Raw genomic sequence first — 26,387 nt, forward strand, 5'->3', positions numbered from 1 at the left:
ACCCCGCGGTGCGGCCGGGCCGAACTCGGCCATGACGTCCACCACTCCGTCCGAGCGTTCCCGACCGCCGCGGCAACACGTCATCGTGGCGCTGGTTCCCCGGCGCATCGGGCCCTGTGACCGACGAGCGCCGCGGCAAAGGTGAGGACGGCGGCCGTGATCACTGCCCAGCCTGTGTTCCACCGCAGCAGCCAGGCGCCGACTCCGGCTCCCGCCGAGATGAGTGCGATGGCCGACAGGCGTCGGACCCACGGCTGTGCGCGCCGGGCTCCCCACCGGGAGTCGGCCGCGAGTCCTGTCATCGTCGAGGTCACCACAACGGTGGTGACATCCTTCACCGCGATATGCCGGGCAGTCGCCGCCTGAGCCCCCATGGCCAGGGCCAACAGGCCGGAGACGGCCAGCCCGGGCCAGGGGCGCGGCGGATGGCCGACGGCCGGCGCAGCGGCGCCGGCAACGGCCAGGGCAGCCGCCACTCCCCCGAGCAGCACCGTGCACTTCCCGCTCCAGCCCGGGGCGGCCGCCCGCAGTGCGCGCCCGCCGATCGCCGCGCCTGAGGCGAAACACACCAGGGACAGTGCGGGGCCGGTGATCGGCAGATGGCCCGAGTCGGTGACGGCCATGCCGAGGATGACCACATTGCCCGTCATGTTGCCGGCGAACACCTTGCCCAGGCCCAGGTAGCCGACGGCGTCGATCATCCCGGTGGTGAAGGTCAGGAGCAGCATCAGGGCGGTGCCGAGGCGTCGGCCGCGATCGGCCGACGCCCGCTTCGGCCGCTGCCGGGTGAGGCCGCTCACCGGCCGGCCGCGTAGCCCTGGGCGCCACGGGCATTGGCCGCCGCCTGGAGCTGCCCTCGGGCCGGGTCGCGTGAGACACAGGACAGGCGTCCCAGACTCCATGGGTCCGACAGGGTGACGGCATGGCCCCGCCCGATCAGTTCCTCGACCACCGGCGTGCCGACGCGTTCCTCGACGACCAACCCTCCGGGGGTCCACGTGCGGGGCCAGAAGGAGCTGGGCACAGCGGTGGTGTGAAAGGCGGGGGCGTCGATGGCCTGCTGAGGAGTCTGTCCGAAGACGAGGGTGCGCAGCAGGTACAGGAGCTGCCACTGGTCCTGCTGGTCGCCGCCGGGCGTGCCCAGCGCCGCGACGGGTTCCCCGTCGCGAAGCAGCAGGGTGGGGGTCAAGGTGGTGCGGGGGCGCCTGCCGGGTTCGAGGCGCGAGGGGGCGGCAGGGTCGAGCCACGTCATCTGCAACCGGGTGCCGAGGCAGAATCCCAGCCCGGGGATGGCCGGGGAGGATTGCAGCCAGCCGCCCGAAGGCGTGGCCGAGATGATGTTGCCGTGCCGGTCGACCACGTCCAGGTGACAGGTGTCGCCCCGGGTCTCCCCCGATCGCTGCACGGTGGGTTCGCCCAGCCCCGCCCCGGCCGCCATCGGACTCGCTTCGACCAGCGGCGGACGGAAGGACGCATGCCCGATGTCGCCGGGGCGGAATGCCATCGACGCCCGCGCGCCGATCATCGCGGCACGCTGCTCGGCGTAGCCCGGCGAGAGCAGCCGGGTGAGGACTCGGTCGGCCTCGTCGGCGTCCAGGTGGCCGTAATGGGCTTCCCGGTCGGCCATCGCCAGCTTGACCGCCTCGGTGATGGTGTGGATGCCGTCAGCCGTGGCGGGATCCAGAAAGCGGTCCTCGAAGTGATCCAGGATCGCCAGGGCCTGAAGCAGGACGGGCCCCTGTCCCCAGAGCCCGGTCTTCGCCACTGTGACGCCCCGGAACTCCAGGGTCGCCGCGTGTTCCACGGTCGGTTCGAAGTCGGCGAAGTCCTCCACACGGATGACGCCCGCGTGGTCCCGGCCGGAGGAGTGCCGGTGGGGCCTCGCTGTGAAGTCGGCGGCGGCGGAGGCGACGAATCCCCGCTGCCATGCCTCGCGCGCGGCGCCGATACGGCCCTCTCGCGTGGCGGCGCCGGCGCCGGCCGCGATCAAGCGGCGCAGGGTGGTCGCGTAGTCGGAGTTCGTGATGACCTCGTGCGGCTGGGGAAGGCGCCCGTCGGGCATCCACAGCCGCCACGAGCTGGGCCAGTGCTCGCGGAACAGGTCCTCGACCGTGGCGAGGACCCGGGCCAGCCGCGGCACGATCGCGTGTCCCCGCTCGGCGTAGTGGATGGCGTAGGCGAGTACGTCGGGCAGTTCCCAGGTGCCGTGCTCGGCCAGCAACCACAGCCATGACACGACGGCACCGGGGACGGCGGCAGCCAGGGCACCGGCGCCGGGCACGTGGTCCAGGCCCTCCGCGGTGAAGTGCTCGACGGTCGCGCCGCGTGGGGCGTGGCCCTGGCCCACCAGCACCATGGGGTCGGAGACCGTGGAAGTGGCGAACAGGGCCACCAGATCGCCGCCGGGTCCGTTGAGATGCGGCTCGACCACGTGCAGCACGAAGGCGGCGGCCACTGCCGCGTCGAAGGCATTGCCGTCGCGTTCCAGGACGGCTTGCGAGGTCGCCGTGGCGAGCCAGTGTGTGGAGGCGCTCATCCCGAAGGACCCCTGGAGCGTCGGCCTTGTCGTGAAGCCGTCGGCGAGTGGCGCTGCCTTCGAGCCCGAGATTGGATTAAACATAGCCGTAATTGTATCCAATATTGCCCGAGCCGGGGGCGAATCGGGGTTGCCGACCCGGCCACACCTCACCCCGCTCCCACCGAGCACGTTCGGCCGAGAGTGATATGCAACAACGGGTGACACGGGGGCGCAACGACGAGAAACCACCGCGCGAGGTTCCTCTGAGACATACTCCGCCGCCAGTACCCTCGGTCACAGCAGGGCTGAGCGGCGCACCTCACCAGCACATAGAGGCCAGAGGGTTCCTGCCGCAAGGACTTGCATGTAACATCCGAGTCCGAGACTTCCCCGTGTCATACGGGGAAGCGGCTCATGTCACCAGACCGCACGGCCGGGAGACGGAGCCCCTGCGCCGACTGCGGCGCCGCCGCTTTACGCCTGGGTTGCATGCGACATGAGCGTGCGGACTCATCCAGAACGGAGACATCACCGTGGACCACTCCTCCGGTTCCCCCATCTCCCGAGGCTCCGGCGGCGGCCAGGCTTCCGACGGGGCCATGGCCGCGGCGGTGGCCGCGCTGCGCACCGCGATCGCGGGCGAGGTGGACGACTCCGTGCGCAGGCGCGCCGAGTACTCCACGGATGCCTCCAACTACCGGGTGGTTCCAGGTGTCGTGGTCCAGCCCCGGGACGCGGACGACGTGCTCGCCGCAGTCGGCGTCGCCCGTCGGACCGGTGTCCCGCTCACCTCTCGGGGCGGCGGCACGTCCATCGCGGGCAACGCCATCGGCACCGGCATCGTGCTGGACTTCTCCCGGCACATGAACCGGATCGAGGCCATCGACCCGGACGCCCGTACCGCCCGTGTCCAGCCCGGCGTGATCCTCTCCGACCTGCAGCGCGCCGCCGGACGGCACGGGCTGCGGTTCGGCCCCGACCCCTCCACCCACACCCGGGCCACGCTCGGCGGCATGATCGGCAACAACGCGTGCGGCTCGCACGCGGTCGCCTACGGCAAGACCGCGGACAACGTCGCCTCGCTCGACGTCGTGGACGGCACCGGGCGGCGCTACACCGCGGGCCGGGGCCTGGCTCCCGTGCCGGGCCTGGAGGCGCTCGTACGCTCCCGTCTCGCCGTGCTGCGCACCGAGTTCGGGCGCTTCGCGCGCCAGGCGTCGGGCTACTCCCTCGAACACCTCCTGCCCGAGAGGGGGCAGCACCTGGCCCGGGCGCTGGTGGGCACGGAGGGCACGGTGGCCGTCCTCCTCGGTGCCGAGGTGGACCTGGTGCCGGTGGCCCCCGCCCGGGTCCTGGTGGTGCTCGGGTATCCGGACATGGCCGCCGCGGCGGACGCCGTACCGGCCCTCCTGAAGCACGGGCCGCTCGCCGTGGAAGGCCTCGACGCCCGCCTGGTCGACGTGGTCCGCCGGTATCGCGGAGCTGACCGGGTGCCGCCGCTGCCCGCCGGTGCGGGATGGCTGATGATCGAGGTCGGCGGTGCCGACGCGGGCGAGGCGCGGCGGACCGGCGAGGCGATCGCCCGGGACGCCCAGGCCCTGGACCACGTGGTCTTCCCGACCGGCGCCGCCGCCACCGCCATGTGGCGCATCCGTGAGGACGGCGCGGGCCTGGCCGGGCGCTCCTCCGGGGGCAAAAAGGCGTGGCCCGGCTGGGAGGACGCTGCCGTACCCCCCGAACACCTGGGGGCGTACCTGCGCGACTTCGAGGAACTCATGGCGGACCACGGGGTCCACGGTGTGCCCTACGGGCACTTCGGCGACGGCTGCGTCCACGTCCGGCTCGACCTGCCGCTGGAGCGCGGCGGCGACGTGCTGCGTGGCTTCCTGCACGACGCCGCTCGCCTGGTGGCCTCCTACGGCGGCTCCCTGTCCGGTGAGCACGGCGACGGCAGGGCCCGCAGCGGTCTGCTGCCCCTGATGTACTCCTCCGAGGCACTCGACCTGTTCGGCCGGTTCAAGGCGCTGTTCGACCCGGACCACCTCCTCAACCCCGGCGTGCTCGTCGAGCCGCGCCCGGTCGACGCGGACCTGCGCCTCCCCGCCGCTCCCGGCCTGCCGCTGCGCGGCGGCCTCGCCCTGGCGGACGACGACGGGGACTTCGCCAAGGCCGTGCACCGCTGCGCCGGCGTCGGAAAGTGCCGTGCCGACAACAGCGCCTCCGGCGGCTTCATGTGCCCCTCCTACCAGGCCACCCGCGATGAGAAGGACTCCACCCGCGGCCGGGCGCGGGTGCTCCAGGAAATGGTCAACGGCACTCTGATACGGGGCGGTTGGGGCTCCCCGGAGGTGCGTGAGTCGCTCGACCTGTGTCTGTCGTGCAAGGCCTGCGGCAGCGACTGCCCGGCGGGCGTCGACATGGCGGCCTACAAGTCACAGGCCCTGCACGAGGCGTACAAGGGGCGACGGCGTCCCCTCACCCACTACAGCCTGGGGCGTCTGCCCGCCTGGCTCTCCCTGCTCGGCCGGACCGGACGCGTCGGCCCCGCGATCATCAACGCCGTCATGCGCGTACGGCCGCTGGCGAGCCTGTCGCTGCGCCTGGCCGGCATCGACCACCGCAGGGGGATCCCGCGCGTCGCCCCCGAAACCTTCACCCGGCACTGGCGCCGCGGCCACAAGGCCGGGGAGCGCTCCGGCGGGACCGCGCCGACCGCGAAGGTCGTGTTGTGGGCCGACTCCTTCTCCGACACGCTGAGTCCGGGTGTCCCCCGAGCCGCGGCCCACCTCCTGGAGGAGGCCGGATTCGAGGTGGTCGTACCGGAGCGGAAGGCCTGCTGCGGCCTGACCTGGATCAGCACGGGTCAGCTCGACGCCGCCCGCGACCGGCTCACGAGTGTGCTCGACGTCCTGGCCCCGTACGCCCAGGAAGGCACCCCGATCGTCGGGCTCGAACCCTCCTGCACCGCTGTCCTCCGCTCCGACCTGCTGGAACTCCTCCCCGGCGATCCCCGTGCGCGGGCGGTGGCCGAAGCCACGCACACCCTCGCCGAGCTGCTCACCCGTCGTCTTCCGGAGGACTCCACCTGGACGCCGCCGGACCTCACCGGGCTCACCGCCGTCGTCCAGCCCCACTGCCACCAGCACGCGGTACTCGGCTTCGACGCCGACCGCGAGCTGCTCGCGAAGGCCGGCGCGAGCATCACGGAACTCGCCGGATGCTGTGGCCTCGCAGGGAACTTCGGTATGGAGAAGGGCCACTACGAGGTCTCCGTTGCCGTCGCCGAGAACGCCTTGCTGCCCGCGCTGCGGCAGGCGGACGCCGGAACGGTGTTCATCGCCGACGGCTTCTCCTGCCGCACTCAGGCCGACGACCTGGCCGGTGTACGGGGAGTGCACCTGGCGCAGTTGCTGTCGCGCGAGCCGGCCATGGACTCGGCGGAGGCGCGGTCCGTCGCGCGGGAGTGACGTCGAGGAACCCGGGCAGGGAGCGCCCGCCGGGGGTGGGGGCGCTCCTGCCCGGTACGGTGTGCATGACGTGGGACCGACGGATGGGGACGTGGTGCAACGACCGGAGAGTGTGCCGAGCAAGACGGATCGGCTCGCGGTCGAGATCCGTGACGCCATCCGCCGGGGGGACCTGGTCGGCGGAGACCTGTACTCCGCCCAGGAACTCGGGCAGCGGTTCGGGGTGTCCCGCACCCCTGTACGGGAGGCGCTGCTACGGCTCGAGGACGCCGGGCTCGTCAACATCGAGAAGAACCGCGGCGTCCGCATCGCCACCACCAGCGAGGCCGATCTCGCCGAGATCTTCACCATGCGGCTCCTGCTCGAACCGCCGGCCACCCGGCGGGCCGCCGCCCGAATGTCCCAGCAGGAGCGTCAGGACCTGGAAGCGGCGTTGCAGGAGATGCGCGACAACGTCGACGACGTGGAGACGTTCTACACCGCGGACCACCGGTTCCACGAGGTGATCCTGCGCGGCAGCGGAAACCGCAGGCTCGCCGACCACGTAAGCGGTCTGCGCGACACGGCCACTCTGCAGGGGCTCCGCACGATCCCCCGGTACCGGGACGCGACGCAGGTCATCGCGGAGCACGAGCGGATCGCCCGGGCGATCGCCGCCCGCGCACCGGACGGCGCGGCCCGGGCGATGCTCCGCCATCTGCTCAACTCCGCGGAACTGCTGGTGGGAGAGAAGGAATCCACCAGTTACCTCGAATGGCGGGAATGGGTAGGCGGCGGCGAGCACTGCGCCGACGAGCACTGACACCGAGTCCGTGGCCGGCGGGATGCGCACTCCCCCGACCCCTTCCCCTCACCCAGCGGGCGGCAGGATACGTTCCGAGGCCAGCCGCTCGAAGAGTTCGAGGAAGCGCCGCTCGGAGTCGTAACAGTCGCCGAACCCGGCCTGCCGGATCTTGACGGTGGAGCTGATGTTGTCGAAGCCCGCGTGGAAGAGGAAGTCCCCGAAGCCCCAGCCGACCAGGTCCTGCCACGGTGTGGGCCGCAGGCCGTGCCGCTCGACCAGCCGCTGCCACACCTCCTCCTTGTCCGCCATGTGCTCGCTGAGCGAGAGCGGCTGCGGCTCGGCGAGGGGCATGCCGAAGTGGCGGGCGAAGGACGGCCACACATGGCGCCACCGGAACTGGTCGCCGTTGGTGGCGTTGAAGACCTGCCCGGCGGCGGCGGGGCTGCCGCCCGCCCACACGGTCGCCCGCGCCAGCAACTCCGCGTCGGTCACCTGGTAGAGCGCGTCATAGGCGGCGTGGCTCCCCGGGAACCGCAGGGGGAGCCCCAGCTCCCGGCAGACCGCGGCGTACACACCGATGACCATCAGCAGGTTCATCGGGTTGCCCACCGCGTAACCCACCACGCCCTCGGGGCGCAGGATCGTGAAGGCGAAGCCCCGTTCCTCGGCGACCTGGCGCAGCCGGTCCTCCTGGTCATAGTAGAAGTTGGGGCCGAGCAGGCGCGGATCGTCCTCCCTGGCGGGCGTCTTGAAGTGGCCGAGATGGGCACCGTACGCCTTGCCGCCCTGGTAGAGGGTGACGTGTCGCAGCGGCGCCCCGGCCGCGTCGAGGGCGTCGAGCGTGTGGTCCAGAAGGGCGAGGTTGGGCGCGATCTGCGCGCCGAGCGAGCCCTGCTCGCTGTACGCGGCGAAGACCAGATGCGTGGTGTCGCCCGCCTTGGCCAGCCCGGTCCGGGCGGCGTCCCGGTCGGCGAGGTCCACCGGCAGATGCTCCCAGGCGGCGTCCAGGGGCGGCCGGCGGCTGACGCCCCGGACCCGCCGGCCCGGCTGTCGGGCGTACTCGGCCGCGGCGTGCCGGCCGATGACGCCGCCGGCCCCGGCGACCAGGACGGTTCCGTGCGTCACTGATGTGTTCATGGTCTCCACCTCGTGAATCGGTTGGGGTGCGCCGTCGCGCGGTGACGACCGGTCAACGGCCGCTCCCGCCGTCCGGCGACAGATGTGTCAGCAGCAGTTCGGCCGGCGCGTCGGCGGCCGGGGCGCCGGGCTCCCGCCAGCGCTCGGCGAGCCGGGCGAGACCTTCGGCCATCGGCGCGTACACCGGTGCGGAGCCCGGTGCCGCCACCGCTGCCGCCGCCGCGACCAGTTCGGCCGCGCGGCGCCCGGCATGCAGCCGGTTGCTGGTCAGGAAGTCGTGCGCGACCGTCCGGAAGGGCGTGCGCAGTGAGCGCTCCACCGACCGCAGCGCGATGCCCTCCGGGTCGAGGTCCCGCGCCCGTGCCATCAGCTCGATGGTGAGCAGCTCGAGTGGCTTCATCACCAGGGAGCGCAGCAGTTTGACCCGTGCGGCGGTCCCCACCTGGGGGCCCGCGGAGACGATCTCCAGGCCGAGGCCGGCCAGCGCCGCCGCGGCCGCTTCCCGGTGCGGGCCGGACAGGCAGACCAGCGGGGTCTCCGCGGTGATCGCGTCCAGCAAGGTGGCGTCCACATAGCGCCCGTCCGGCAGATGGCGGGCCGCGGTCCGCTTGGCCTCCGGCTCCGCGGAGCTGATGTCGACCAGGTGTGTGTCCTCGCCGGCGGCCCGGCCCACCGCCTGGGCGGCGGTGTCACAGGCCGCGGCGGGCACGGCCGAGAGCACCCAGGTGGCCGACTCCACCGCCGCGGCCGCCGAGTCGGCGGCCCGGTGCCCGGCGCACCGGCCGGGCACCGGGTCGTACACGACCACCTGCCGTCCCGCCCCCTCCAGCTCGTCCGCGAACCGCTGCCCCACGGGGCCCATCCCCAGCACTGCCCAGCTCATGCCGTCTCGCCTTCGAACAGGGGGCCACCCGATCTCAGTGGCCCGCGATGAGTCAGTCCGCCGTCCACCCTGATCCGGGGGCCGGTGACGAACGAGGCGGGCTCGCCGCACAGGAACGCGGCCACCGCCGCGAACTCCTCGGGGCGGCCGTACCGGCCCGCCGGGATCGTTCAGGGCTCGGTTCTCCCCCGGCCCCCGGCCCCCGGCCGGCGCCGCCCGGCAGGTGTTGGAGAGCGCCGGGCCGGGCGGCGGCTCCTCGATCCCGCTGGAGCCGATCGCCACCACCCGCCCCCAGCCCCGCCGCCGCATGCCGGGCAGCACCAGCGCCGGCAGGCGGCGCGTGGACAGCAGCAGGTCGTGCGCGGCGGCCAGTTGCTCCTCGGTGATGTCGGTGGCCGCCGCCATGGGCGGCCCCCGGTGTTCAACCCGCCACCGGTGCGACCGCCGCCAGATGCGCCTCGGCGAACGCCGCGAGACCGGCGGGCAGGGGCGGGGCCGGCAGCCGCGCCCCGGCTTCGGCGATCAGTCCGCGCCGCCGTAGCAGTTCCTTGCGCACCGCCAGCGCGATTCCTGCCTGAGCCTCGAAGTTGATCAGCGGCAGCCAGGGGGCGAGCGCCTCCCGCGCCGCGGGGAAGCCACCGGCGTGCCAGGCGCCGACCGTGGCGACGAGGGCTTCGGGGAAAGAGAACCCGGTCATCACCCCGGCCGCGCCCGCCGCCAGTTCGTCCAGCAGACCGACCCCGCCCAGTCCGCCGAAGACCGGGACCCCGGTGCGCTCGGCGACGGCGGCCACGGCCGGCACGGTGGGCGCGGCCTCGGCCTTGACCCCGATCACGAAGGGGCAGTCCACCACGGTCCTGGCGAGGGTGGCGCGGTCGATCCGGACGCCGCTGTGCAGTGGGTAGTCCTGGACGACGACGCCGACGCCGCAGGCCTCGTGCACGGCACGCAGATGCCGGGCCAGGGCGTCCCCGTCGGGGGTGTTGACCTGAATCATGACACCGGCGCACCCGTCGCCCAGGACGGTGGCCGCCTCGACGGCCTGCTCCACCGCCGGCCGGGTGGCCAGCGCGGTCAGCCCCGCCACCACGGGCAGCGCGCCGCGTGCCCCGGCGACCGCGGCCAGCACCTCGCGCCGCTCCGCCGGGGTGAGCGCGGCGGCCTCGCCGAACACCCCGAGTGCGGTCAGCCCGGTGGCTCCGCAGTCGCGGTACAGGCGGACCAGCCGCTCCACCGACGTCCGGTCGACCCTCAGATCGGGGCCGTGGAACGGGGTGGGCGAGCACGCCCCATACCCCGCGCGTCAGTGCTGCGGATCGGCTCACCGTCGAGTCTCCTTCGCTCCGAAGCGAAGCGGAAGATCCGCCTCGGCCATGAGCGTCCCCGGCGGGCCCCGCACGGCACATAGGGGCGTGCCCATAGTTCAGGCGCGGGGGCTGTGGTTCGCCACACCCGTGGCGTCGGCGACGTCGGCCACCATCAGGGCGAGCTGGATCTCCAGGCGCGCGCGGGGATCGGCGAGGTCGACGTCCAGCAGGTTCTCCAGCCGCGCCACCCGGTTGAGGACGGTGTTGGCATGGACCATCAGCTCGGCCCCCACCTCGCTGGTGCGCCCGCCGTGCTCCAGGTAGGCGCGGAGCGTCCTGAGCAGATCGGTGCCGCGCCGCTCGTCATGGGCGCGCACCGGCGCCAGTTTCGCGGACGCGAACTCCAGCAGGGGCTCGGGGTCGGAGCTGCGCAGCAGCACGGTGTAGATCCCGAATTCGGCGAGGTCGACGACCCGGCCGACCGGGCCGCCGCGGGTGGCCAGGCGCAGCGCGCCCCGCGCCACGGCGAACGCCGCCGGATAGTCGGCGACGTCCGCACAGGACTCGCCGAGGATCACGGTCGCCCTCGACTCGGAGGACAGCCGCTCCAGCTCGGCGCGCCAGCGCCCGGCCACCTCCCCGGGCCCCCGGACGCTCGTGGACGCGGTGGGCAGCAGCATGATGCCGGTGTCCTGGCGCAACCCCACCAGCGGCTTGGGCCGGATACCGTCGGCGGCCCGCAGCGCCGCCGAGACCATGCGCCGTCCCGCCACCTCAGGGTCGCGCGGCGCGCCCCTGCCGCCGTCCAGCGAGGCGACGAGCACACGGTGCGGCACGGACAGGTCGTGGCCCAGGTTCCCGGCCAGGGCGAGCAGATCCGCGGGTCGGTGCGCGCCCTCGCCCAGCAGCAGGTCGGTCAGCACGTCGCGGGAGAGCCGCAGTTCCACCTCGAGCGCCGTGCGCCGCTTGAGCATCTCCATGGCGACCACCAGGCAGCCCCGTTCGACGGCCCGGCGCTCCAGCGGGCCGAGTCCCTGCGAGGGGGCCCGTACCCACAGCCGCGCCACCACCTCGCTGCCGATCACCACCGGGCCCACCCAGAAGTCGTCCCCCGCCGGCCCGTCGCTCTCCTCCGGGCGCACCACCGTGACCTGCTTACGGGACTGGACCGCCTCCAGCGCGGCGGCCACCGCGGGGTCGGCGACCGGGGGCAGCGGTCGCGCCCGGCTGCTCAGGAAGTCCGCGTGCACCAGTTCGGCTCCCGATGAGTCCTCGATCGTCACCGGCGCGCGCAGCACCCTGGCGAGAGCCTGCACCACGTCCTCCAGCCCCTGGTCGGCCAGCACCACCCGCATGAGCTGGCGGTGCATCCGGTCGGCCCGCTCCAGCACTTTCTGATGGCGCTGCAGGGCGTGGTTGCTCTCCTCGAGTCTGGCCAGTGCCTGCCGCTCCCGGCGGCGCAGCCGGGCGGTGTGGATGGCCACGGCCGCCTGCCCGGCCATCAGCTCGGCCACGTCCCGCTCGGTGGGGGCGTGCTCGCCCGGCCGGCGGCTGTAGCAGGTGAGGACGCCCACCACCTCGCCCTCGACCACCATCGGCACGGCGAGCATCGACCGGTAGCCCTGCTCCTCGGCGATCGGGCGCCAGGGGGCGAAGACCGTGTCCGCCACGCTCGCCACCTCGATGGTGCGCCGCTCCCGGAACGCGCGGCTGGAGGGGCTGTCGTAGAAGTCGTCCCCGGCGCGGAGCCGGATCGGCCGGTCGGTGTTGACGTGCTCCACATACCTCGGATCCAGGCCGAAGGACCCGGCGATGAGCAGGCTCTGGTGCTCGGCGTCGTGAAGCTGCACCGAGCAGAAGTCGTATCCGGTCAGCTCCGCGGTACGGGCGGCGATCAGGTCGAGGAGCCCGGCGCCGCTGTCCGAGTTGACCATCCTGGTGATCTCGGTGACCGCGTCCGACCAGCGCCGCAGCCGGTCGAGTTCCGTGTCGTGGCTCACGGCCGCCTCCAGCTGTGGCTGATCACAAGCGCCTTCCGAAAAGTCTAGGCATGCCCCTATGAGACGAGAACCAGGTCAGGGGCATCGTTTCACCTGGATATCGAGTGTTTTTCCCCGCTCGGGCGGTCTGCCGGGCGGCCCCCTGAGCGCTGCGCCGCCTCGGCCGCGGCATCGAGGAACCATCATGATCCCTGCGCCCCTGTCCCCCCGCTCGGCTCGTGCCGGAGTCCGTCCGGCCGCCTGCCGTCTCCCGCTCCTCCACGAGCCCAACCCCGGGGCCCGGGCCCGTGCCGCCGCCCGGGAGCTGCTGGCCGCGGCCGGGCTGTCGACTTCCCCGGACGCCGCGCTCCGCGACACCGCGGACTCCGCCGTGCTCACCGTCTCGGAACTGGTGACCAACGCCGGGCGGCACGGCGGCGGTGCCGTCGAGCTGCGCATGGGATGGGACGGCCGGGCCCTGACCATCGAGGTCGACGACCGCGGCGACACGCTCCCCGGGGTGGTTCCCGAGTCCCGGCGCGGTGCGTGCGGTGGCTACGGCCTGAGCCTGGTCGACCACCTCGCCGAGCACTGGGGCGCGGTCCGCCGTCCCTTCGGCAAGACGGTCCACGCGTGCCTGGTCCGCGCCGCGGACACGGCCGCGGACCCGGTCCCCGAGCCCGCCGCCGCGGATCCGGCCCGGACCCTGTGACGGCCCACAACGTGAGAGCGGAAAAACGAGGAACGGCCACATAGGACCCACACTGGCGCACCGGCATGGTTTCGGCCAGGCAAACGGCGTATTGCAGGCGCCGACGTAGGGAGGCCGACGTGCTCACGAGACATGAGCAGGCCGTAACGGCCGTCCAGCCGCTGCTGGACTGCCGCCGGCTCACCAAGCGGTTCAACGGGGTCACGGTGGTCGACGGCGTCGACCTGGCGCTCCACGGCGGTGAGGTCCACGCGCTGCTCGGCGAGAACGGCGCGGGAAAGTCCACGGTGATCAAGATGCTCGCCGGGGTCCACCGGGCCGACGGCGGCGAGATCCGGCGCCGCGGCGCGTCCGTCGCGCTCGGCGAGGACCTGGACATCGCGTTCATCCACCAGGATCTCGGCCTCGTCGAGACGCTCACCGTGGCCGAAAACATCGCCCTGACCGTCGGGTATCCCCGGCGCGCGGGGCTGATCCGCTGGCGGGCGGTGGCCCGGCGGGCCCGGGAGGTCCTCGACCTGCTGCACGCCGAGATCCCCGTCGACCAGCCGGTGTCCTCGCTCGCCCCCGGCGCGCGGTCCATCGTCGCCATCGCCCGGGCGCTCGCCCAGCGCCGCGATGTGGTGGTGCTGGACGAGCCGACCGCCACCCTGCCGGAGGAGGACGTGGTCGCCCTGCTCGCGGCCCTGGACCGGCTGCGCGACCAGGGCGTGGGCGCGCTCTATGTCACGCACCGGCTCGACGAGGTGTTCCGCATCGCCGACCAGGTCTCGGTGCTGCGTGACGGACGCCTGGTCTGGCAGGGCCGTACGGCCGACACCGACCCCGACGCACTGGTCAGCGCCATCGTGGGCCGACCGCTCGGGGAGGTGTTCCCCCGTTCCCGGCCGCCCCGGGAGCAGACCCTGCTCGCGCTGCGGGACGTCCGTACCCCCGCCGCCGGACCGGTGTCGGTCCAACTGCGCCGCGGAGAGGTGTTCGGGCTCGCCGGACTGCGCGGCGCGGGCCAGGAGGAGATCGGACGGGCCCTGTTCGGCGTGATCCCGCTGTGCGGCGGCACCGTCGAGTGGGAGGGCCGGGAGTGGCACCCCGGCTCGGTGGCGGAGGCTCTCGCCCGGGGCGTCGGCTTCGTGTCCGGCAACCGGGCCGAGGAGTCGCTGGCCGCCGACCTGACCACCACCGAGAACCTCTTCCTCAACCCCGGCCGGCGCGGCGCCAGGGCCCTGCTCCCCCAGCCGCGGGCCGCCGAGCGCCGCGCGGCCCGGGAGCTGATCGACCGGTTCACCGTACGGCCGGCCGACCCGGACCGCCAGGCACAGACCCTCTCCGGCGGCAACCAGCAGAAGCTGGTGCTGGCCCGCTGGCTGAGCAGCCCCATCCGCCTGCTCGTGCTGGAGGAGCCGACCATCGGTGTCGACATCGGCGCCAAGGCCGAGATCTACAAGCTGCTGCGGGACTTCACCGCCGCCGGCAACACCGTCCTGGTCATCTCCTCCGACTTCGAAGAGGTCGCCGGAATCTGCCATCGCGCCCTCGTCCTCAACCGGGGCCGCGCGGGCCGGCTGCTGGACGGCGAGCAGCTCACCCCGGCCGCCCTGATCGCGGCCGCCTCCCACGGCTCCCCCGCTCGAACGGAGAACTCCCGATGACCGCCACCGCGCCCACGACCTCACCCCCCACCGCCGAGCGGACCGCGTCCGCGCGTCCACGACGACTGTCGCCGCAGCGGCTGATCGGCACCCACGGGCTGCTGGTGCTGCTCGTCGTGCTGGTGATCGCGTTCAGCCTGGCGCTGCCCGACACCTTTCCCACCGCGTTCAACGCCCGCACCATCCTGGCCGACAAGGCCGCCGTGGGGTTCATCGCGCTGGCCGTGATGGTGCCCATGACAGCCGGGCAGTTCGACCTGTCGGTCGGCTATCTCCTCGGACTCACCCACATCCTCGCCGTCGGCCTCCAGGTGCGGGCCGGGCTGCCCTGGCCGCTGGTCGTCGTCGTGGTGCTCGCCGTCGGCGCGCTGGTCGGGCTGGTCAACGGGCTGCTGGTGGAAGTGGCGAAAATCCACTCGTTCATCGCCACGCTCGGCATGGGCACCATCTTGTTCGGGGTGTCCAACTGGTACACCCAGGGACAGCAGGTCACCGGCCGGCTCTCAACCGCGTTCCTGCGGCTGACGGCCACCGAGGTGGCCGGGATACCGATCGCCGCGCTCTACGTCGCCGCCGTCGCGCTCGTGCTGTGGGTGGCGTACGAGTTCCTGCCCGTAGGGCGCAGGATGTACGCCCTGGGCGCCAACCCCCGGGCCGCCGCGCTCACCGGCATCTCCGCCCGCCGCTACACCACCGGGGCGTTCATGCTCTCCGGTGTCCTGGCGGCCTGCGCCGGTGTGCTGGTCGCTTCCAAGCTCCAGGTCGGACAGGCCAACATCGGCCCGGAGTTCATGCTCCCCGGCTTCGTCGGGGCCTTCCTCGGCTCCACCTCGGTACGCCCCGGCCGGGCGAATGTGTGGGGCACCGTCCTCGCCGTCCTGGTCCTTGCCGTCGGCATCTCCGGTCTGGAACAGCTTGGCCAGGCCTTCTTCGTCGAACCCCTCTTCAACGGCGGCACGCTGGTGCTCGCGGTCGGCCTGTCCGGCTTCGCCCAGCGGCGGCGCATCCGCGCCACCGCCGCCACGGCCGCGCGGGCCGCGTCCGCACCGCCCGCCTCCGAATCCTCGGCCGTGGAACCGTCCCCCTCCGCCACCCCCACCGGGAGTTCCTGATGCGCACGTACCGCTCTGCCAGACCACTCGCAGCCGGGCTGGCCGCCGGCGCCATGCTCCTCCTGGCCGGCTGCTCCAGCACCTTGGGGGACTCCTCCGGCGGAGGTGACGGCGGCAAGGACCAGTCCGCCTCCGGCTCCTGCTCGCTCTACCCGGCCGCCCGCAAGTCCTTCGACAAGGCCGAGTCCCTGCCCACCTCCTGGACCGGCCCGACCACGGGGCCGAAGGCGGCAGGCGGCAAGTTCGTCGTCTACGTCTCCACCGACGAGCGCAACGGCGGCGCGCACGGCGTCGGCCAGGGCGTGCGGGAGGCCGCCAAGGCCATCGGCTGGCGCTTCCAGCTCATCGACGGCAAGGGAACGGTCTCCGACCAGGCGGCCGCGCTCAACCAGGCGGTCGCCCTGAAGCCGGACGGCATCGTGCTCGGCTCGGTCGACGCCGCGGGTCAGAAGGACGCCATCCGCCGCGCCACCGCCCAGGGGATCGAGGTGGTCGGCTGGCACTCGGCGGCCCGGCCAGGGCCCATCGCCGACCCCGAGGTCTTCACCAACCTGTCCACCGACCCCGCCGTGATCGGCCGGGCCACCAGCGACTGGGTGATCGCCACCTCGCACTGCCGGGCCGGCGTGGTGATCCTCACCGACTCCCAGTACGAGATCGCCCGATTGAAGGCGGACGCGATGCGCAAGCGCATCAAGGAGTGCGGCGAGTGCTCGATGCTGGAGACCACCGAGGTGCCGATCGCCGACGTCTCCCAGCGCATGCCGCAGCTCATCACCTCCCTCGTGCAGCGGTACAAGGGCAAGCTCACCCACGTCATCGGCATCAATGACGGCTACTTCGACTACACCGCCTCCTCGCTGCGCTCCGCCGGTGTCCAGCCGGACCGGCTCCACTTCGGTGGCCAGGACGGCACCAAGGCCGCCTTCCAGCGCATCGCCTCCGGCGACTACCAGCAGGCGACCGTTCCCGAGCCTCTGAACCTCCAGGGATGGCAGGCGGTCGACGAGCTCAACCGCGCCTTCACCGGAAAGAAGCCCAGCGGCTTCGCCCCGCCCGTGCACGTGGTCGTGGCCGGCAACGTCCACAAGGCCGGTGGCGACGAGGGCAGCTACGACCCCCCGAACGGCTACCGCGACAGATACCGGGCCATCTGGGGCCGCTGAACCCCGCCGAACCCCGTACGTCTTCTCACAGGGAGCACACAGCACGATGACGCATGGCACGAACGCCACGAGCGCCGGGACCGAGCCCGACTTCGCCTCCAACATCTCCTTCCTCGGCCACACCGATCAGGGCAACCGCGCCGACGGCGTACAGGTGATGGTCCACCGCGGCCACGCCTTTGTGGGCCACATGTTCTCCAACGGCGTGACGGTGGTGGACGTCCGCGACCCGCGCACCCCCGAGCCCGTGGCGTTCCTGTCCGCCCCGCCCGGCACCTGGAGCATCCATCTGCAGACCGCCGACGACCTGCTGCTGGTCATCAACGCGGCCAACCTCTTCGCGGCGCAGAGCTTCGCGGACGAGTCGGCCTACTACGGCCGCTCCGTCGGAGCGGCCGCCGCCCGCTCCGGCGGGCACAGCGCCGGGATGCGCGTCTACGACATCAGCGAACCGGCGCGCCCCCGGGAGATCGCGTTCATGCCGGTCGACGGCGTCGGCCTGCACCGGCTGTGGTACGTCGGAGGCCGCTGGGCCTACGCCTCGGCACTTCTGGACGGCTACACCGACTACATCTTCCTCACCATCGACATGAGCGATCCGGCCCGGCCCCGGCCGGTGGGCCGCTGGTGGCTGCCGGGGATGCACGCCGCGGGCGGCGAGAAGCCCGGCTGGGACACCGGGCGCTGGCGGTACGGTCTGCACCACGCCGTCGTCGCGGGCGACACCGCCTACGGCTGCTGGCGGGACGGCGGGCTGACCCTGCTGGACGTCTCCGACCGCGCGGCGCCCGAACTCATCACCCACCGCAACTGGGCACCGCCCTTCGGCGGCGGCACCCACAGCGCGCTCCCGCTGCCCGACCGCGACCTTCTGGTGGTGGCCGACGAGGGCATCGCCGACAACTGCGCCGACGGCCTCAAGCACACCTGGATCTTCGACATCCGGCAGCCGGACAACCCCGTCAGCATCGCCACCCTCCCCACCCCCGACGAGACCGACTACGTCGCCAAGGGCAGCCACTTCGGTCCGCACAACCTGCATGAGAACCGGCCGGGCTCCTTCGTCAGCAGCGACCTGATCTTCGCCACCTACCAGAACGCCGGAGTACGGGTCTTCGACATCAGCGACGCCTTCCGGCCGCGGGAGACCGGCGCCTGGGTGCCCCCGGCCCCGCGGCGGATGTACGACGTACGGCCCGGCCGGCCGCAGGTCATCCAGAGCTGCGATGTCTTCGTCGACCCGGACGGCGTGATGTACGTGACCGACTACAACGCGGGGCTGTACATCCTGCAGTACGACGGGGAGTGAACGTGGCCGACACGGCAACCCTCGGCGCGCGCCCCAGCGCGCCGGGGGGCCTGCTGGACCAGCTCGGTTCGATCGTCGGCGGGCACCATGTGCTCAGCGACCCGGACCTGACAGCAGGCCACGAAACCGACTGGACGGGGCGCTTCACCGCACCCACCCCCGTCGTCGTCCGCCCCCACAACGCGCACGAGGTGGCGGCGGCGCTGCGGGCCTGCGCCCAGTACGGCGTCCCGGTGGTCCCCCAGGGCGGCAACACCGGCCTGGTCGGTGGCGGCGTCCCCCGGCACGGTGAGGCCGTGCTCAGCACGACGCGGCTCGCCGACCTGGAGCCGGTGGACCAGCTCTCGGGCCAGGTGACGGTGGGCGCCGGCGCCACCCTGGCCGCCGTGCAGCGGCATGTGCGGGAAGCCGGCTACGACGTCGCCGTGGACCTGGCCGCCCGCGACAGCGCCACCATCGGCGGGATGGTGGCCACCAACGCGGGCGGGCTGCGGGTGCTGCGCTGGGGGCCGATGCGCGGTCAGGTCGTGGGTGTCGAGGCGGTCCTCGCGGACGGCCGGGTGCTGAATCGGCTCTCCGGGCTGCCCAAGGACAGCTCCGGCTACGACCTGACGCAGTTGCTGGTGGGCAGCGAGGGAACACTCGCGGTGATCACCCGGGTGCGGCTGCGGCTGATCCCGCTGTTCACCGACCGGGTCACCGTCCTGCTCGCCCTTCAGGACACCGCCGCCGCCCTGCGGGTGCTGGCCCTGGTACGCGGCAGCGTGCCCTCGCTGGATTCGGCCGAGATCACCTATGCGGACGGCCTGGAGCTGGTCCACAAGCACCTCCGGCTCCCCGCGCCGTTCCGAACCCGGGCTCCCTACCCGGTCCATCTGCTGCTGGAGTGCGCGGCCCAGCGGGACCCCGCCGACGACCTGATCGAGGCCCTGGAGCGCAGCCCCGACCTGCTGGACTCCGCCATCGCCACCGACGAGCAGGCCCGGCGCGCCCTGTGGGCGTACCGCGAGGGCCACACCGACGCCGTCAACGCCGAAGGCGTGCCGCTGAAGCTGGACGTCGCGGTCCCGCTGGAGGAGCTGGCGAGCTTCGAGCAGGAAGTGCGCGGGCTGACGGCCCACCATGCACCCGGGGCCCGGCTGGTGCTCTTCGGCCACCTCGCGGAGGGCAACTACCACGTCAACATCCTCGGCGCCGGGGACAGCGACGCCCAGTTGAGCGATGCCGTGCTGCGGGCCGTGGCCCGCCGGGGCGGCACCATCTCCGCCGAACACGGAATCGGGATCGCCAAGGCGCGGTGGCTGTCCCTCACCCGCGCCGCGGTCGACCTGGACCTGGCCGCCGTCACCAAACGTGCTTGGGACCCGGACACGCTGCTCAACCCGGGCGTGCTCTTCTCGACGGACCCCGCCTGAGCCGTGGGGACGCCGGACGGCGCTTCGCCGCCACGAAGTGCGGAGGGCGCCGCTGCGCTACGTGGGCACCTCCGCGAGCAGCACGCCGCGCATGTGGAAGTGGGTGGGGTGGTAGTAGTTCTCGGAGAAGTTGATGTAGTTGTCGTCGATGTCGTAGGCCCAGCGGTGTTCCCGCAGCAGCGGTGTGCCTTCGGCGATGTCGAGGAGTTCGGCTTCGTGGGGTGTGGCGAGCCAGGCGCTGACCTCGTACTCGATGCGGCGGGTGTGGTGGCCGCGGCCTCTCATGACGGCGTCCAGGCTGGAGTCGCGCAGACGCTCGGCGTCGAAGTCGGCGAGGGCCCGGGGCAGGTGATTGCCGAGGAGCGCGATCGGTGTGTCGCCGGCCAGGCGGAGCCGGTCCAGGGCCACCAGCTCCGTACCGACGGGGAAGCCGGTGCGCTCGGAGAGGGCTTTGTCGGCGGTGACCGTCTGCCAGGAGATGAGGCGGGTGGCGGGGTCCCGGTGCGCCGACTTCAGATCGGCGTACAGGCTGGGGCTCGTCAGCGAGGAGTAGTCGAGTGTGGGGGCCTTGCTGATTCGAGTTCCGACGCCGGGGACGCGGCTGAGGATGCCCCTGTCGATGAGCTGCTCGGCGGCACGGCGGACGGTGGTGCGGCCGACTCCGAAGGCGTGGCAGAGTTCCGGTTCCGGTGGCAGGAACTGGCCGGGATGAATGACGTTGCGCCGTAGCGCGTCTTCGATCTGGTGCACGACCTGGGTGTAGAGCGGTATTCCGCTGCTGTGGATGACAGGACGGAAGCACTGGGAGAATTCGATGCGTTCGTCGGCCACGCTGAGTCTCGTCCTTCCCCGGGGCGTCACTGGGTGGTACCCGGCGCCGGGTTGGATGGTAGCAGGCTGTGAGCACCGGGTCGGCGGTGCTCACCGCCTGCGGGACGGGTGATGGGCGTCAGTGGTGGGAGGTGCGCCAGAAGTCCTCCCAGTCGGACTTGGTCCGGTAGTCACTGAGCAGGTCGGTGGCGCGCAACGGGGCCATCTGCTCGAGGTAGTTCTTGATGTGTGAGGGGTCGTTGGGTGGCGGAACCTTCGCGTTGGTGGAGGGCTTGCCGTCGGCGAGCTGGAGGGCGAAGCCCTCCTGGGTGAGCATGTAGTGGATGTAGAGCTTGGCGGTGTTGGGGCTCTTGGTCTTGGCCGCGTAGGCGATCGCCGACGGGAATGCCTGGAGGGCGTTGGGTCTCATGCCGTCGCAGATGGCCAGGTGGTAGCCCTTCTGGGCGACGTTGCGGAACTTCGCCATCGATATCGGGCCGAAGCTCGGGGTCTTCTGGCCCGGCGCGCCGACGGCCTCGGAGACCTCCTCGTCGGTCTGCGTGATCTTTGGTTGGTTCGCCGCGAATCGCTTGAGCCATTCGTGCGCCGCGTCCGGCTGGTCGGTGGACAGGTCGGTGCCGTACTGCTGCTTGTAGGCGGCGCGCAGCGCGTCGTCGTCGTTGCGGGCGAGGGAGTTGAACCAGTACGGGTACTTGGGGTTGCTGAGCGGGTCCGCGATGGCGACGCGACCGGCGAACTCGGGGTCGGTGAGCTGCCAGATGTTGGACACCGGGCAGTGGGAGTAGGTCTTGTTGTTGTAGACCCAGCCCATGGGCCCGTAGTGGACGGTCAGCGGGTACCGGTCCTCGGGTTTGATCGAGTTCTTGAGGTCGCCGGGCACCCAGTTGACGAGCACGCCGCGCTGGAGCAGTTCCACGGCGTAGGTGGGCAGGTCTTCGTTGATGACGACGTCTCCGATGACGTTGCCGGACTGGTTCTCGCGCAGGACTTTGTCGATGGCCCCGAGTTCGACCTTCACGCCCGTGGCCTTGAGGCCGTACTTCTTGGAGAACGCCTTGGCGGTGTCGACGACCTTGCCCGTCTGGTCGTAGACGGTGATGCCGGGCTCGGTCTTCGCGGCCGCGATCAGCGCGTCGAGGTCGAAGCCCTCGGCGGTCTCGTCGGGCTGGGTGCTCTTCTGCGCCAGGGGGGTGGCGGAGGACTCGGTACCGGTGGCCGGGGGTGGGGCGCAGGCGGCGAGGGCGGTGAACAGCGCCGCGCCGGTCACGGCGGCGGCGAGGCGTCCGGCTCTTGATCTGGGCGTGTGCATGGAATCTCCTTGTTCTGGAGCGACCCGGTGGCCGGGCTCAGGCGGAGCGCAGCCGGGATCCTTCGTGCATGGTGCGGGTGATCAGCGGGAAGTCGGCGTCGGCGACGTGGCCGAAATAGTCGGGGGCGAGGAAGTCTCCGTGGGCGGGTTGCTCCACTCCGTCGATGTAGGCGTGGTAGCTGCCGCCGGCGAGTTTCAGCAGGAGGCTGCCCGCGGCGACGTCCCAGGCGTTGGTACCGAAGTTGAAGGTGGCGTCGGCCCAGCCGGCGGCGACATGGGCCAGGCACAGGGCGCCGCTGCTGGTGTTGCGCACAGCGGAGAAACCGCGCACCAGCGCACCGTAGCGGCGCAGGCTGAACTCCTCGTCGGCGGCGAGGTCGGCGGGCATCGGATAGTGGGCGAGGACGGTGGCCTGGTCACTGACGCCGAACCCGCGGGCGTGGATGGGTTTCCCGCCGAGGCGGGCGCCGGTGTCGTCCGCGGTGAACAGGTTGTCCTGTACGGGGTCGTAGATCACTCCGGCGATCACCTCGCCGTCGACGACAGCGGCGATGGACACACACCAGAACGCGATCCCCCGGGCGAAGTTGGAGGTGCCGTCGATCGGGTCGATGTACCAGGTGGGATCGGCTCCGGCCCGGAGCCCGTCTTCCTCGCCGACGACGGCGGAGCCGGGGAAGTCCTCTTCGATGATCTCGCGGATGCGGGCTTCGGCGGCCCGGTCGTACTTGGTCACGACGTCGTGGAAGTCGGCCTTGAGGTCGATGTTCATGTCGTGCCGGAACCCGCTGAGCAGCATCGGAGCCACATCCAGGGCGGCGCGCCGCGCGGTGGCGGAGCAGCGGGCGGACAGCGAGGGCATAAGGGCGATCCTCATCGGGTCGTATGGAGTCCCCCGCCACGTGATGTGGTGGGGCCGTGCAGAGCGGCGCGCAACAGGGCGTGCAGACCGGCGGGGTCGCCGACGGTGTGGTCGGGTTCGGGCCCGCCGCCCGGTGCCGGCTCGGTGCGACGTGAGCGCATCAGGATGGTGGTCCCGGCACCGGCGCGGCGGCCGCAGACGACGTCGCGCCGATAGGTGTCCCCGACGTACCAGGTGGCGCCCGGGGTGACACCGGCGTCGTCGATGGTGTCGAGGAGCAACCGTGGGTCGGGCTTGCGGATGCCGACTTCGTCGCTGAACGACAGTGCGCGGAAGTAGCCGGTCAGGCCGGCCCGGTCCAGGACGCTGCGGTAGGCCGGTCCGGAGATGGTGTTGCTGACGACGCCGACGGCGATCCCGGCGCGGGTGCACTCGACGAGCAGCTCGCGGATGCCGTCGCGTACTGCGCGCTCCTCCCATACCAGGCAGAGTTCGGCGGTGAGGTCGGCGCGGTTCCGGGTGATGTGGTCGAGCAGTGGTCTGCCCCATGTGGGACGGGACAGCTCGGCCCATAGCTCGCTTTGGCTGCGTTCGGCGCCGCCGAGGGTGCTGTCCTTCCAGGATTCGTGGCGAGCGCGGCCTTCGGCGAGATCGCCGGCGACCTGCTCGATCGTGGGCAGGGCGGTGCCGGGGGGCAGGCTGTGGCGCGCGTGGCCGAGCAGGCGGGTGGCGAAGCGCGCCGCCCATCCGGGAGCGGGAAGGGTCTCGACGATCACGCCCCCCATGTCGAGGGCGAGCAGTCGCGGCGGCGGCAGTCCCGGTTGCGGCTGCGTTTGTGGTCGCGGTCGCGGTCGCGGCTCAGGAGAGACCGACACGTTCGCCCTCCGTGTCGAAGACGTGGGCCTCGTGTGCCGCCACGCGCAGCCGTACGTCGTCCCCGGGGCGGCAGGTCGGCGGGACGGATGTGGTGGCGAACAGATGCCGGCCGTCCGCGACCGCTTCGATGGTCCAGTTGCCTCCGGTCGGCAGGATGGCGAAGACGGAGGCGTCGATCGTCAGGGCGTCGGGGGCCGGGGCCTGGGAGGGCGGCTCGATCCGGATGGATTCGGGGCGGATGCCGATCGAGCCGGGGACAGCCGTGGTGCCGTGCAGGCGGGTTTCCGCGAAGCGGTGGGCCGCGGCGATGTGCGGGGTGGGCTCGTCGTCGGTGAACTCGATGATGTTGATCGGGGGGTTGCCGAGGAAACCGGCGACGAAACGGTTGCGGGGTCGGTCGTAGATGTCCGTAGGGGTTCCGATCTGCTGGAGGCGACCGTCGGCCAGCACCGCGATGCGGGTGGCCAGCGTCATCGCCTCCCACTGGTCGTGGGTGACGAACACGATGGTCGAGCGGAAGTCCTGGTGGATGCGCTTGAGTTCGGTGCGCATCTCCAGGCGCAGCCGTGAGTCGAGGTTGGACAGCGGTTCGTCCAGCAGCATCACACCGGGGTTGACGGCCAGCATGCGGGCCAACGCGACCCGCTGCTGCTGGCCGCCGGAGAGTTGGGAGGGGTAGCGGTCGGCGAAGCGGCCGATGCCCATCACGTTCATGACCTCGTCGGCGCGGCGGCCGCGCTCGGTCCGGCCGACCTTGCGCAGCCGCAGGCCGTACTCGGTGTTCTGCCGGATGGTCATGTGCGGCCACAGCGCGTAGCTCTGGAAAACCAGGCCCATCTCGCGACGTTCGGGGGCGACGAACACGCCCTGCTCGACCGAGTCGAGCACGCGGTCGCCGACCGAGATGGAGCCGCCGGTGGGCTGTTCCAGGCCGGCGATCATCCGTAGCGTGGTCGTCTTGCCGCAGCCGGACGGGCCGAGCATGCACATGAAGTCGCCGTCGTTCACGGTGAGATCAAGGCTGTCGACCGCGCTGGCGGTGCTGCCCGGGTAGCGCTTGCTGATGCCCTGGAGCTGGATCGTCGGCATCTGTCACCCACCTAGTCCCCGACCGAGGTCGGTCTTCATCGTTTTCTGGATGGCATAGGTGCCGCCGAAGGCGACGGCGGAGACGACGAGGACCACGCCGTTGGCCGCCTGCGTGTAGCCGTACTCGACAAGCCTGATCGCGAAGGTGGTGAGCACGTCCATGCCGGGGACCGCGAGGATCACCACCAGGCTCAGGCTGCGGACACCGGCGATGAACGGCATCAGCACACCGGTCGCCAGAGCGCGTTTCTGGATCGGCAGCACGACATGGGCCATGCGTCGCCACCAGCCGGCGCCCGCGACCTGGGCGGCCTCCTCCGGCTCGGGACCGAGCTGCATCATCGACGAGATTCCGGCCCGGGTGGCGAACGGCATCTGCTCGACCATGTAGATCAGCACCAGGAGGGTGCTGGTGCCGTACAGGGCCGGGATCGGTCCGCGGTCCACCGCGAACAGCGACAGGTACGCCACCGCGAAGGCGATGCCGGGCACGAGGTAGGGCAGGAAGGTCAGTTGCCGCAGTGTGGTACTGAGCAGCCGGCTGGGGGAACGGACGACCACGTAGCCGACGAGCTGGCCGAGCACACCGGCGGCTACCGCGGCGAGTCCGACGATCCAGAAGGTGTTCCAGACCGCCGACCACACGGCCCCACTGACCAGAACGCCGTCGGTGAAGGCCGGCGTGTCCAGCCCGTGGCCGACCCAGTAGTCGAGGGTGAAGTTGTCCGCGGAGAAGTCCGCCGGCCGGCGCATGACCGTGGAGAGCGCCAGCACCCCCAGGGGCACCACGACACTCAGCACGAACGCCAGGCCGCACAACGCGGTGGCGGGTACCCGCCACCGGCCCAGTGCGCGGGTACGGTCCATCGCCCCCTTCCCCCCGATGGTGACGAAGCGCCGGGCCTCCTTCAGGAAGTGCACGTCAACCCAGAGCGAGAGCAGCCCGATCAGGATGATCGCACCGGCGATGACGGCGGCGGCGCCGTCCTCCCGGGTGGATATGCTGCGGTACAGCGAGGTCGCCAGTACGTTGAAGTCCGTGGGCAGGCCCAGGATGTAGGTAACGCCGAACTCACCGAGCACCTTGGCCAGGATCAGCGTCGCGGCCGACACGAGGGCTGGGCGCATCAGCGGCACCACCACGGTGCGCGCCACCGTGCCGTAGCCCGCGCCGAGCATCCGGGCGGAGTCCTCGAGCTGCGGGTCCAGGCGTTTGAGGGCGTTGCCCAGCAGCAGGATGACGAACGGCGTGAAGTACAGCGTGAAGATGATCGTGATCGGCACGCCGCCGTATGCCAGCCAGTCCGGCGGGGTGACCCCGATGGACTCCAGCCATCCGGGCTGGCCGCCCGCGGTGCGGTTCTTGAAGATGGTCGTCCAGGCGAGCGCGAACGCCCATGTCGGCAGCATGTAGGGCACGATGAGCGCGGTGCTGAACCAGCGCCTGCCCCACAGGTCGGTGCGCGTGATCAGCCACGCCAACACCCCGCCCAGGATCAGCGAGAACACCACCGAGCAGGTGCTCACCAGGAGCGTGTGCACCAGCGGACGCCAGAACAGGTCGGCGGCCACCGGCGACAGGAACACCCGCCACAGGTAGTAGGAGGTCGGTGACCCCTCCTGCCGCTGCACGACGACCGTGTCCTTCGGGCTCACGGTGAAGCCCTGCACCAGCATGGTGACGATCGGCACCGCGATCAGATAGCCGAAGAGGATCAGGGCGAGCACCCCGATCGCCGTGGTGGGCCGGCGAAGCCCCACCCGCAATCCATAGCGCAGAGCGCGTCCGCCACGCCCGGGCGGCGGAAGGGGAGGGACGACCGGCGTAGTCGTCTCTGCCGTGGCGGCGCGCGGTGGCGCCTGGGCCTGTCTGTTCACAGCGACGTCCTCGTCTCACTGCACTTGTCAGGACATCTCTTTTTAGAGATGTCCCGTACCGTCGCAGAGGCCCCCTGGCGTGTCAATACCTGCTCGGGCAAAGA

The 26,387-nt window shown here is 71.9% G+C and carries 20 protein-coding genes and 1 pseudogene; 8 read left to right on the forward strand and 13 right to left on the reverse strand.

Going from position 1 to position 26,387, the window contains the following annotated elements; genetic code table 11:
* Nucleotides 1-80 precede the first annotated feature (80 nt).
* Together ABFY07_RS06880 and ABFY07_RS06885 are read right to left on the reverse strand one after the other, a co-directional pair.
* Nucleotides 81-800 (reverse strand): YoaK family protein, encoded by a 720-nt coding sequence (locus tag ABFY07_RS06880; protein WP_346173571.1) that lies wholly within the window; start codon nt 798-800, stop codon nt 81-83.
* Nucleotides 797-2,536 (reverse strand): gamma-glutamyltransferase family protein, encoded by a 1,740-nt coding sequence (locus tag ABFY07_RS06885; protein ID WP_346173572.1) that lies wholly within the window; start codon nt 2,534-2,536, stop codon nt 797-799. The genes ABFY07_RS06880 and ABFY07_RS06885 overlap by 4 nt, the downstream gene beginning before the upstream one ends.
* Nucleotides 2,537-3,051: 515 nt before the next feature.
* On the opposite strand from ABFY07_RS06885, the gene ABFY07_RS06890 reads away from it, so the two are divergent.
* Together ABFY07_RS06890 and ABFY07_RS06895 are read left to right on the forward strand one after the other, a co-directional pair.
* Nucleotides 3,052-5,985 carry an FAD-binding and (Fe-S)-binding domain-containing protein gene (locus ABFY07_RS06890; protein ID WP_346173573.1) on the forward strand — a complete coding sequence of 978 codons (2,934 nt, stop codon included), beginning with the start codon at nt 3,052-3,054 and terminating at the stop codon, nt 5,983-5,985.
* 91 nt (nt 5,986-6,076) lie between these two features.
* A complete protein-coding gene (locus tag ABFY07_RS06895) occupies nt 6,077-6,787 on the forward strand; it encodes a GntR family transcriptional regulator (protein ID WP_346173574.1) in 711 nt (236 codons plus the stop codon).
* Nucleotides 6,788-6,835: 48 nt separating this feature from the next.
* On the opposite strand, the gene ABFY07_RS06900 is transcribed toward ABFY07_RS06895, so the two are convergent.
* From ABFY07_RS06900 to ABFY07_RS06915, 5 genes and pseudogenes are all read right to left on the reverse strand, one after another.
* On the reverse strand, nt 6,836-7,906 hold the full coding sequence (locus ABFY07_RS06900; RefSeq protein WP_346173575.1) for an SDR family oxidoreductase: 1,071 nt from the start codon (nt 7,904-7,906) through the stop codon (nt 6,836-6,838).
* 52 nt (nt 7,907-7,958) lie between these two features.
* Nucleotides 7,959-8,789, reverse strand: a complete 831-nt coding sequence (locus tag ABFY07_RS06905; protein WP_346173576.1) for a DUF1932 domain-containing protein — start codon at nt 8,787-8,789, stop codon at nt 7,959-7,961.
* Entirely contained in the window at nt 8,786-8,956 is a 171-nt protein-coding gene (locus ABFY07_RS43090) for an SDR family oxidoreductase (protein WP_404778419.1), read from the reverse strand. The genes ABFY07_RS06905 and ABFY07_RS43090 overlap by 4 nt, the downstream gene beginning before the upstream one ends.
* A 254-nt stretch (nt 8,957-9,210) precedes the next feature.
* Nucleotides 9,211-10,053 (reverse strand): annotated as a pseudogene (locus tag ABFY07_RS06910) (dihydrodipicolinate synthase family protein); the annotation flags it as partial.
* Between the two features lie 159 nt (nt 10,054-10,212).
* On the reverse strand, nt 10,213-12,096 hold the full coding sequence (locus ABFY07_RS06915; protein ID WP_346173577.1) for a helix-turn-helix domain-containing protein: 1,884 nt from the start codon (nt 12,094-12,096) through the stop codon (nt 10,213-10,215).
* A 184-nt stretch (nt 12,097-12,280) separates the two neighbouring features.
* Here ABFY07_RS06915 and ABFY07_RS06920 point away from each other — a divergent pair, with 184 nt between their 5' ends.
* The 6 genes from ABFY07_RS06920 to ABFY07_RS06945 all read left to right on the forward strand — a co-directional run bounded on the left by ABFY07_RS06920 (nt 12,281) and on the right by ABFY07_RS06945 (nt 19,438).
* Nucleotides 12,281-12,787 (forward strand): ATP-binding protein, encoded by a 507-nt coding sequence (locus tag ABFY07_RS06920; RefSeq protein ID WP_346173578.1) that lies wholly within the window; start codon nt 12,281-12,283, stop codon nt 12,785-12,787.
* A gap of 119 nt (nt 12,788-12,906) precedes the next feature.
* Entirely contained in the window at nt 12,907-14,436 is a 1,530-nt protein-coding gene (locus ABFY07_RS06925; RefSeq protein WP_346173579.1) for a sugar ABC transporter ATP-binding protein, read from the forward strand.
* Entirely contained in the window at nt 14,433-15,548 is a 1,116-nt protein-coding gene (locus ABFY07_RS06930) for an ABC transporter permease (RefSeq protein WP_346173580.1), read from the forward strand. The genes ABFY07_RS06925 and ABFY07_RS06930 overlap by 4 nt, the downstream gene beginning before the upstream one ends.
* The gene (locus ABFY07_RS06935; RefSeq protein ID WP_346173581.1) at nt 15,548-16,714 is read left to right on the forward strand and encodes a substrate-binding domain-containing protein; all 1,167 of its coding nucleotides are present in this window, start codon (nt 15,548-15,550) and stop codon (nt 16,712-16,714) included. Before ABFY07_RS06930 ends, ABFY07_RS06935 begins: the two co-directional genes overlap by 1 nt.
* A 46-nt stretch (nt 16,715-16,760) precedes the next feature.
* Nucleotides 16,761-18,023: an LVIVD repeat-containing protein gene (locus tag ABFY07_RS06940; RefSeq protein WP_346173582.1), complete on the forward strand. Its 1,263-nt coding sequence runs from the start codon at nt 16,761-16,763 to the stop codon at nt 18,021-18,023.
* Between the two features lie 2 nt (nt 18,024-18,025).
* Nucleotides 18,026-19,438 (forward strand): FAD-binding oxidoreductase, encoded by a 1,413-nt coding sequence (locus tag ABFY07_RS06945; protein ID WP_346173583.1) that lies wholly within the window; start codon nt 18,026-18,028, stop codon nt 19,436-19,438.
* Between the two features lie 57 nt (nt 19,439-19,495).
* On the opposite strand, the gene ABFY07_RS06950 is transcribed toward ABFY07_RS06945, so the two are convergent.
* The 6 genes from ABFY07_RS06950 to ABFY07_RS06975 form a co-directional block, all read right to left on the reverse strand.
* A complete protein-coding gene (locus ABFY07_RS06950) occupies nt 19,496-20,269 on the reverse strand; it encodes a GntR family transcriptional regulator (protein ID WP_346173584.1) in 774 nt (257 codons plus the stop codon).
* A 118-nt stretch (nt 20,270-20,387) separates the two neighbouring features.
* Nucleotides 20,388-21,578, reverse strand: a complete 1,191-nt coding sequence (locus ABFY07_RS06955; protein WP_346173585.1) for an ABC transporter substrate-binding protein — start codon at nt 21,576-21,578, stop codon at nt 20,388-20,390.
* Nucleotides 21,579-21,615: 37 nt separating this feature from the next.
* The gene (locus ABFY07_RS06960; RefSeq protein ID WP_079151319.1) at nt 21,616-22,455 is read right to left on the reverse strand and encodes an inositol monophosphatase family protein; all 840 of its coding nucleotides are present in this window, start codon (nt 22,453-22,455) and stop codon (nt 21,616-21,618) included.
* A complete protein-coding gene (locus ABFY07_RS06965) occupies nt 22,452-23,315 on the reverse strand; it encodes an HAD family hydrolase (protein WP_346173586.1) in 864 nt (287 codons plus the stop codon). The genes ABFY07_RS06960 and ABFY07_RS06965 overlap by 4 nt, the downstream gene beginning before the upstream one ends.
* The gene (locus ABFY07_RS06970) at nt 23,299-24,405 is read right to left on the reverse strand and encodes an ABC transporter ATP-binding protein (protein ID WP_346173587.1); all 1,107 of its coding nucleotides are present in this window, start codon (nt 24,403-24,405) and stop codon (nt 23,299-23,301) included. Before ABFY07_RS06970 ends, ABFY07_RS06965 begins: the two co-directional genes overlap by 17 nt.
* A 3-nt stretch (nt 24,406-24,408) precedes the next feature.
* A complete protein-coding gene (locus ABFY07_RS06975) occupies nt 24,409-26,166 on the reverse strand; it encodes an ABC transporter permease (RefSeq protein ID WP_346173588.1) in 1,758 nt (585 codons plus the stop codon).
* Nucleotides 26,167-26,387: the final 221 nt, after the last annotated feature.

Source organism: Streptomyces sparsogenes subsp. cuspidosporus (assembly GCF_039532705.1).
Taxonomy (GTDB): domain Bacteria; phylum Actinomycetota; class Actinomycetes; order Streptomycetales; family Streptomycetaceae; genus Streptomyces; species Streptomyces sparsogenes.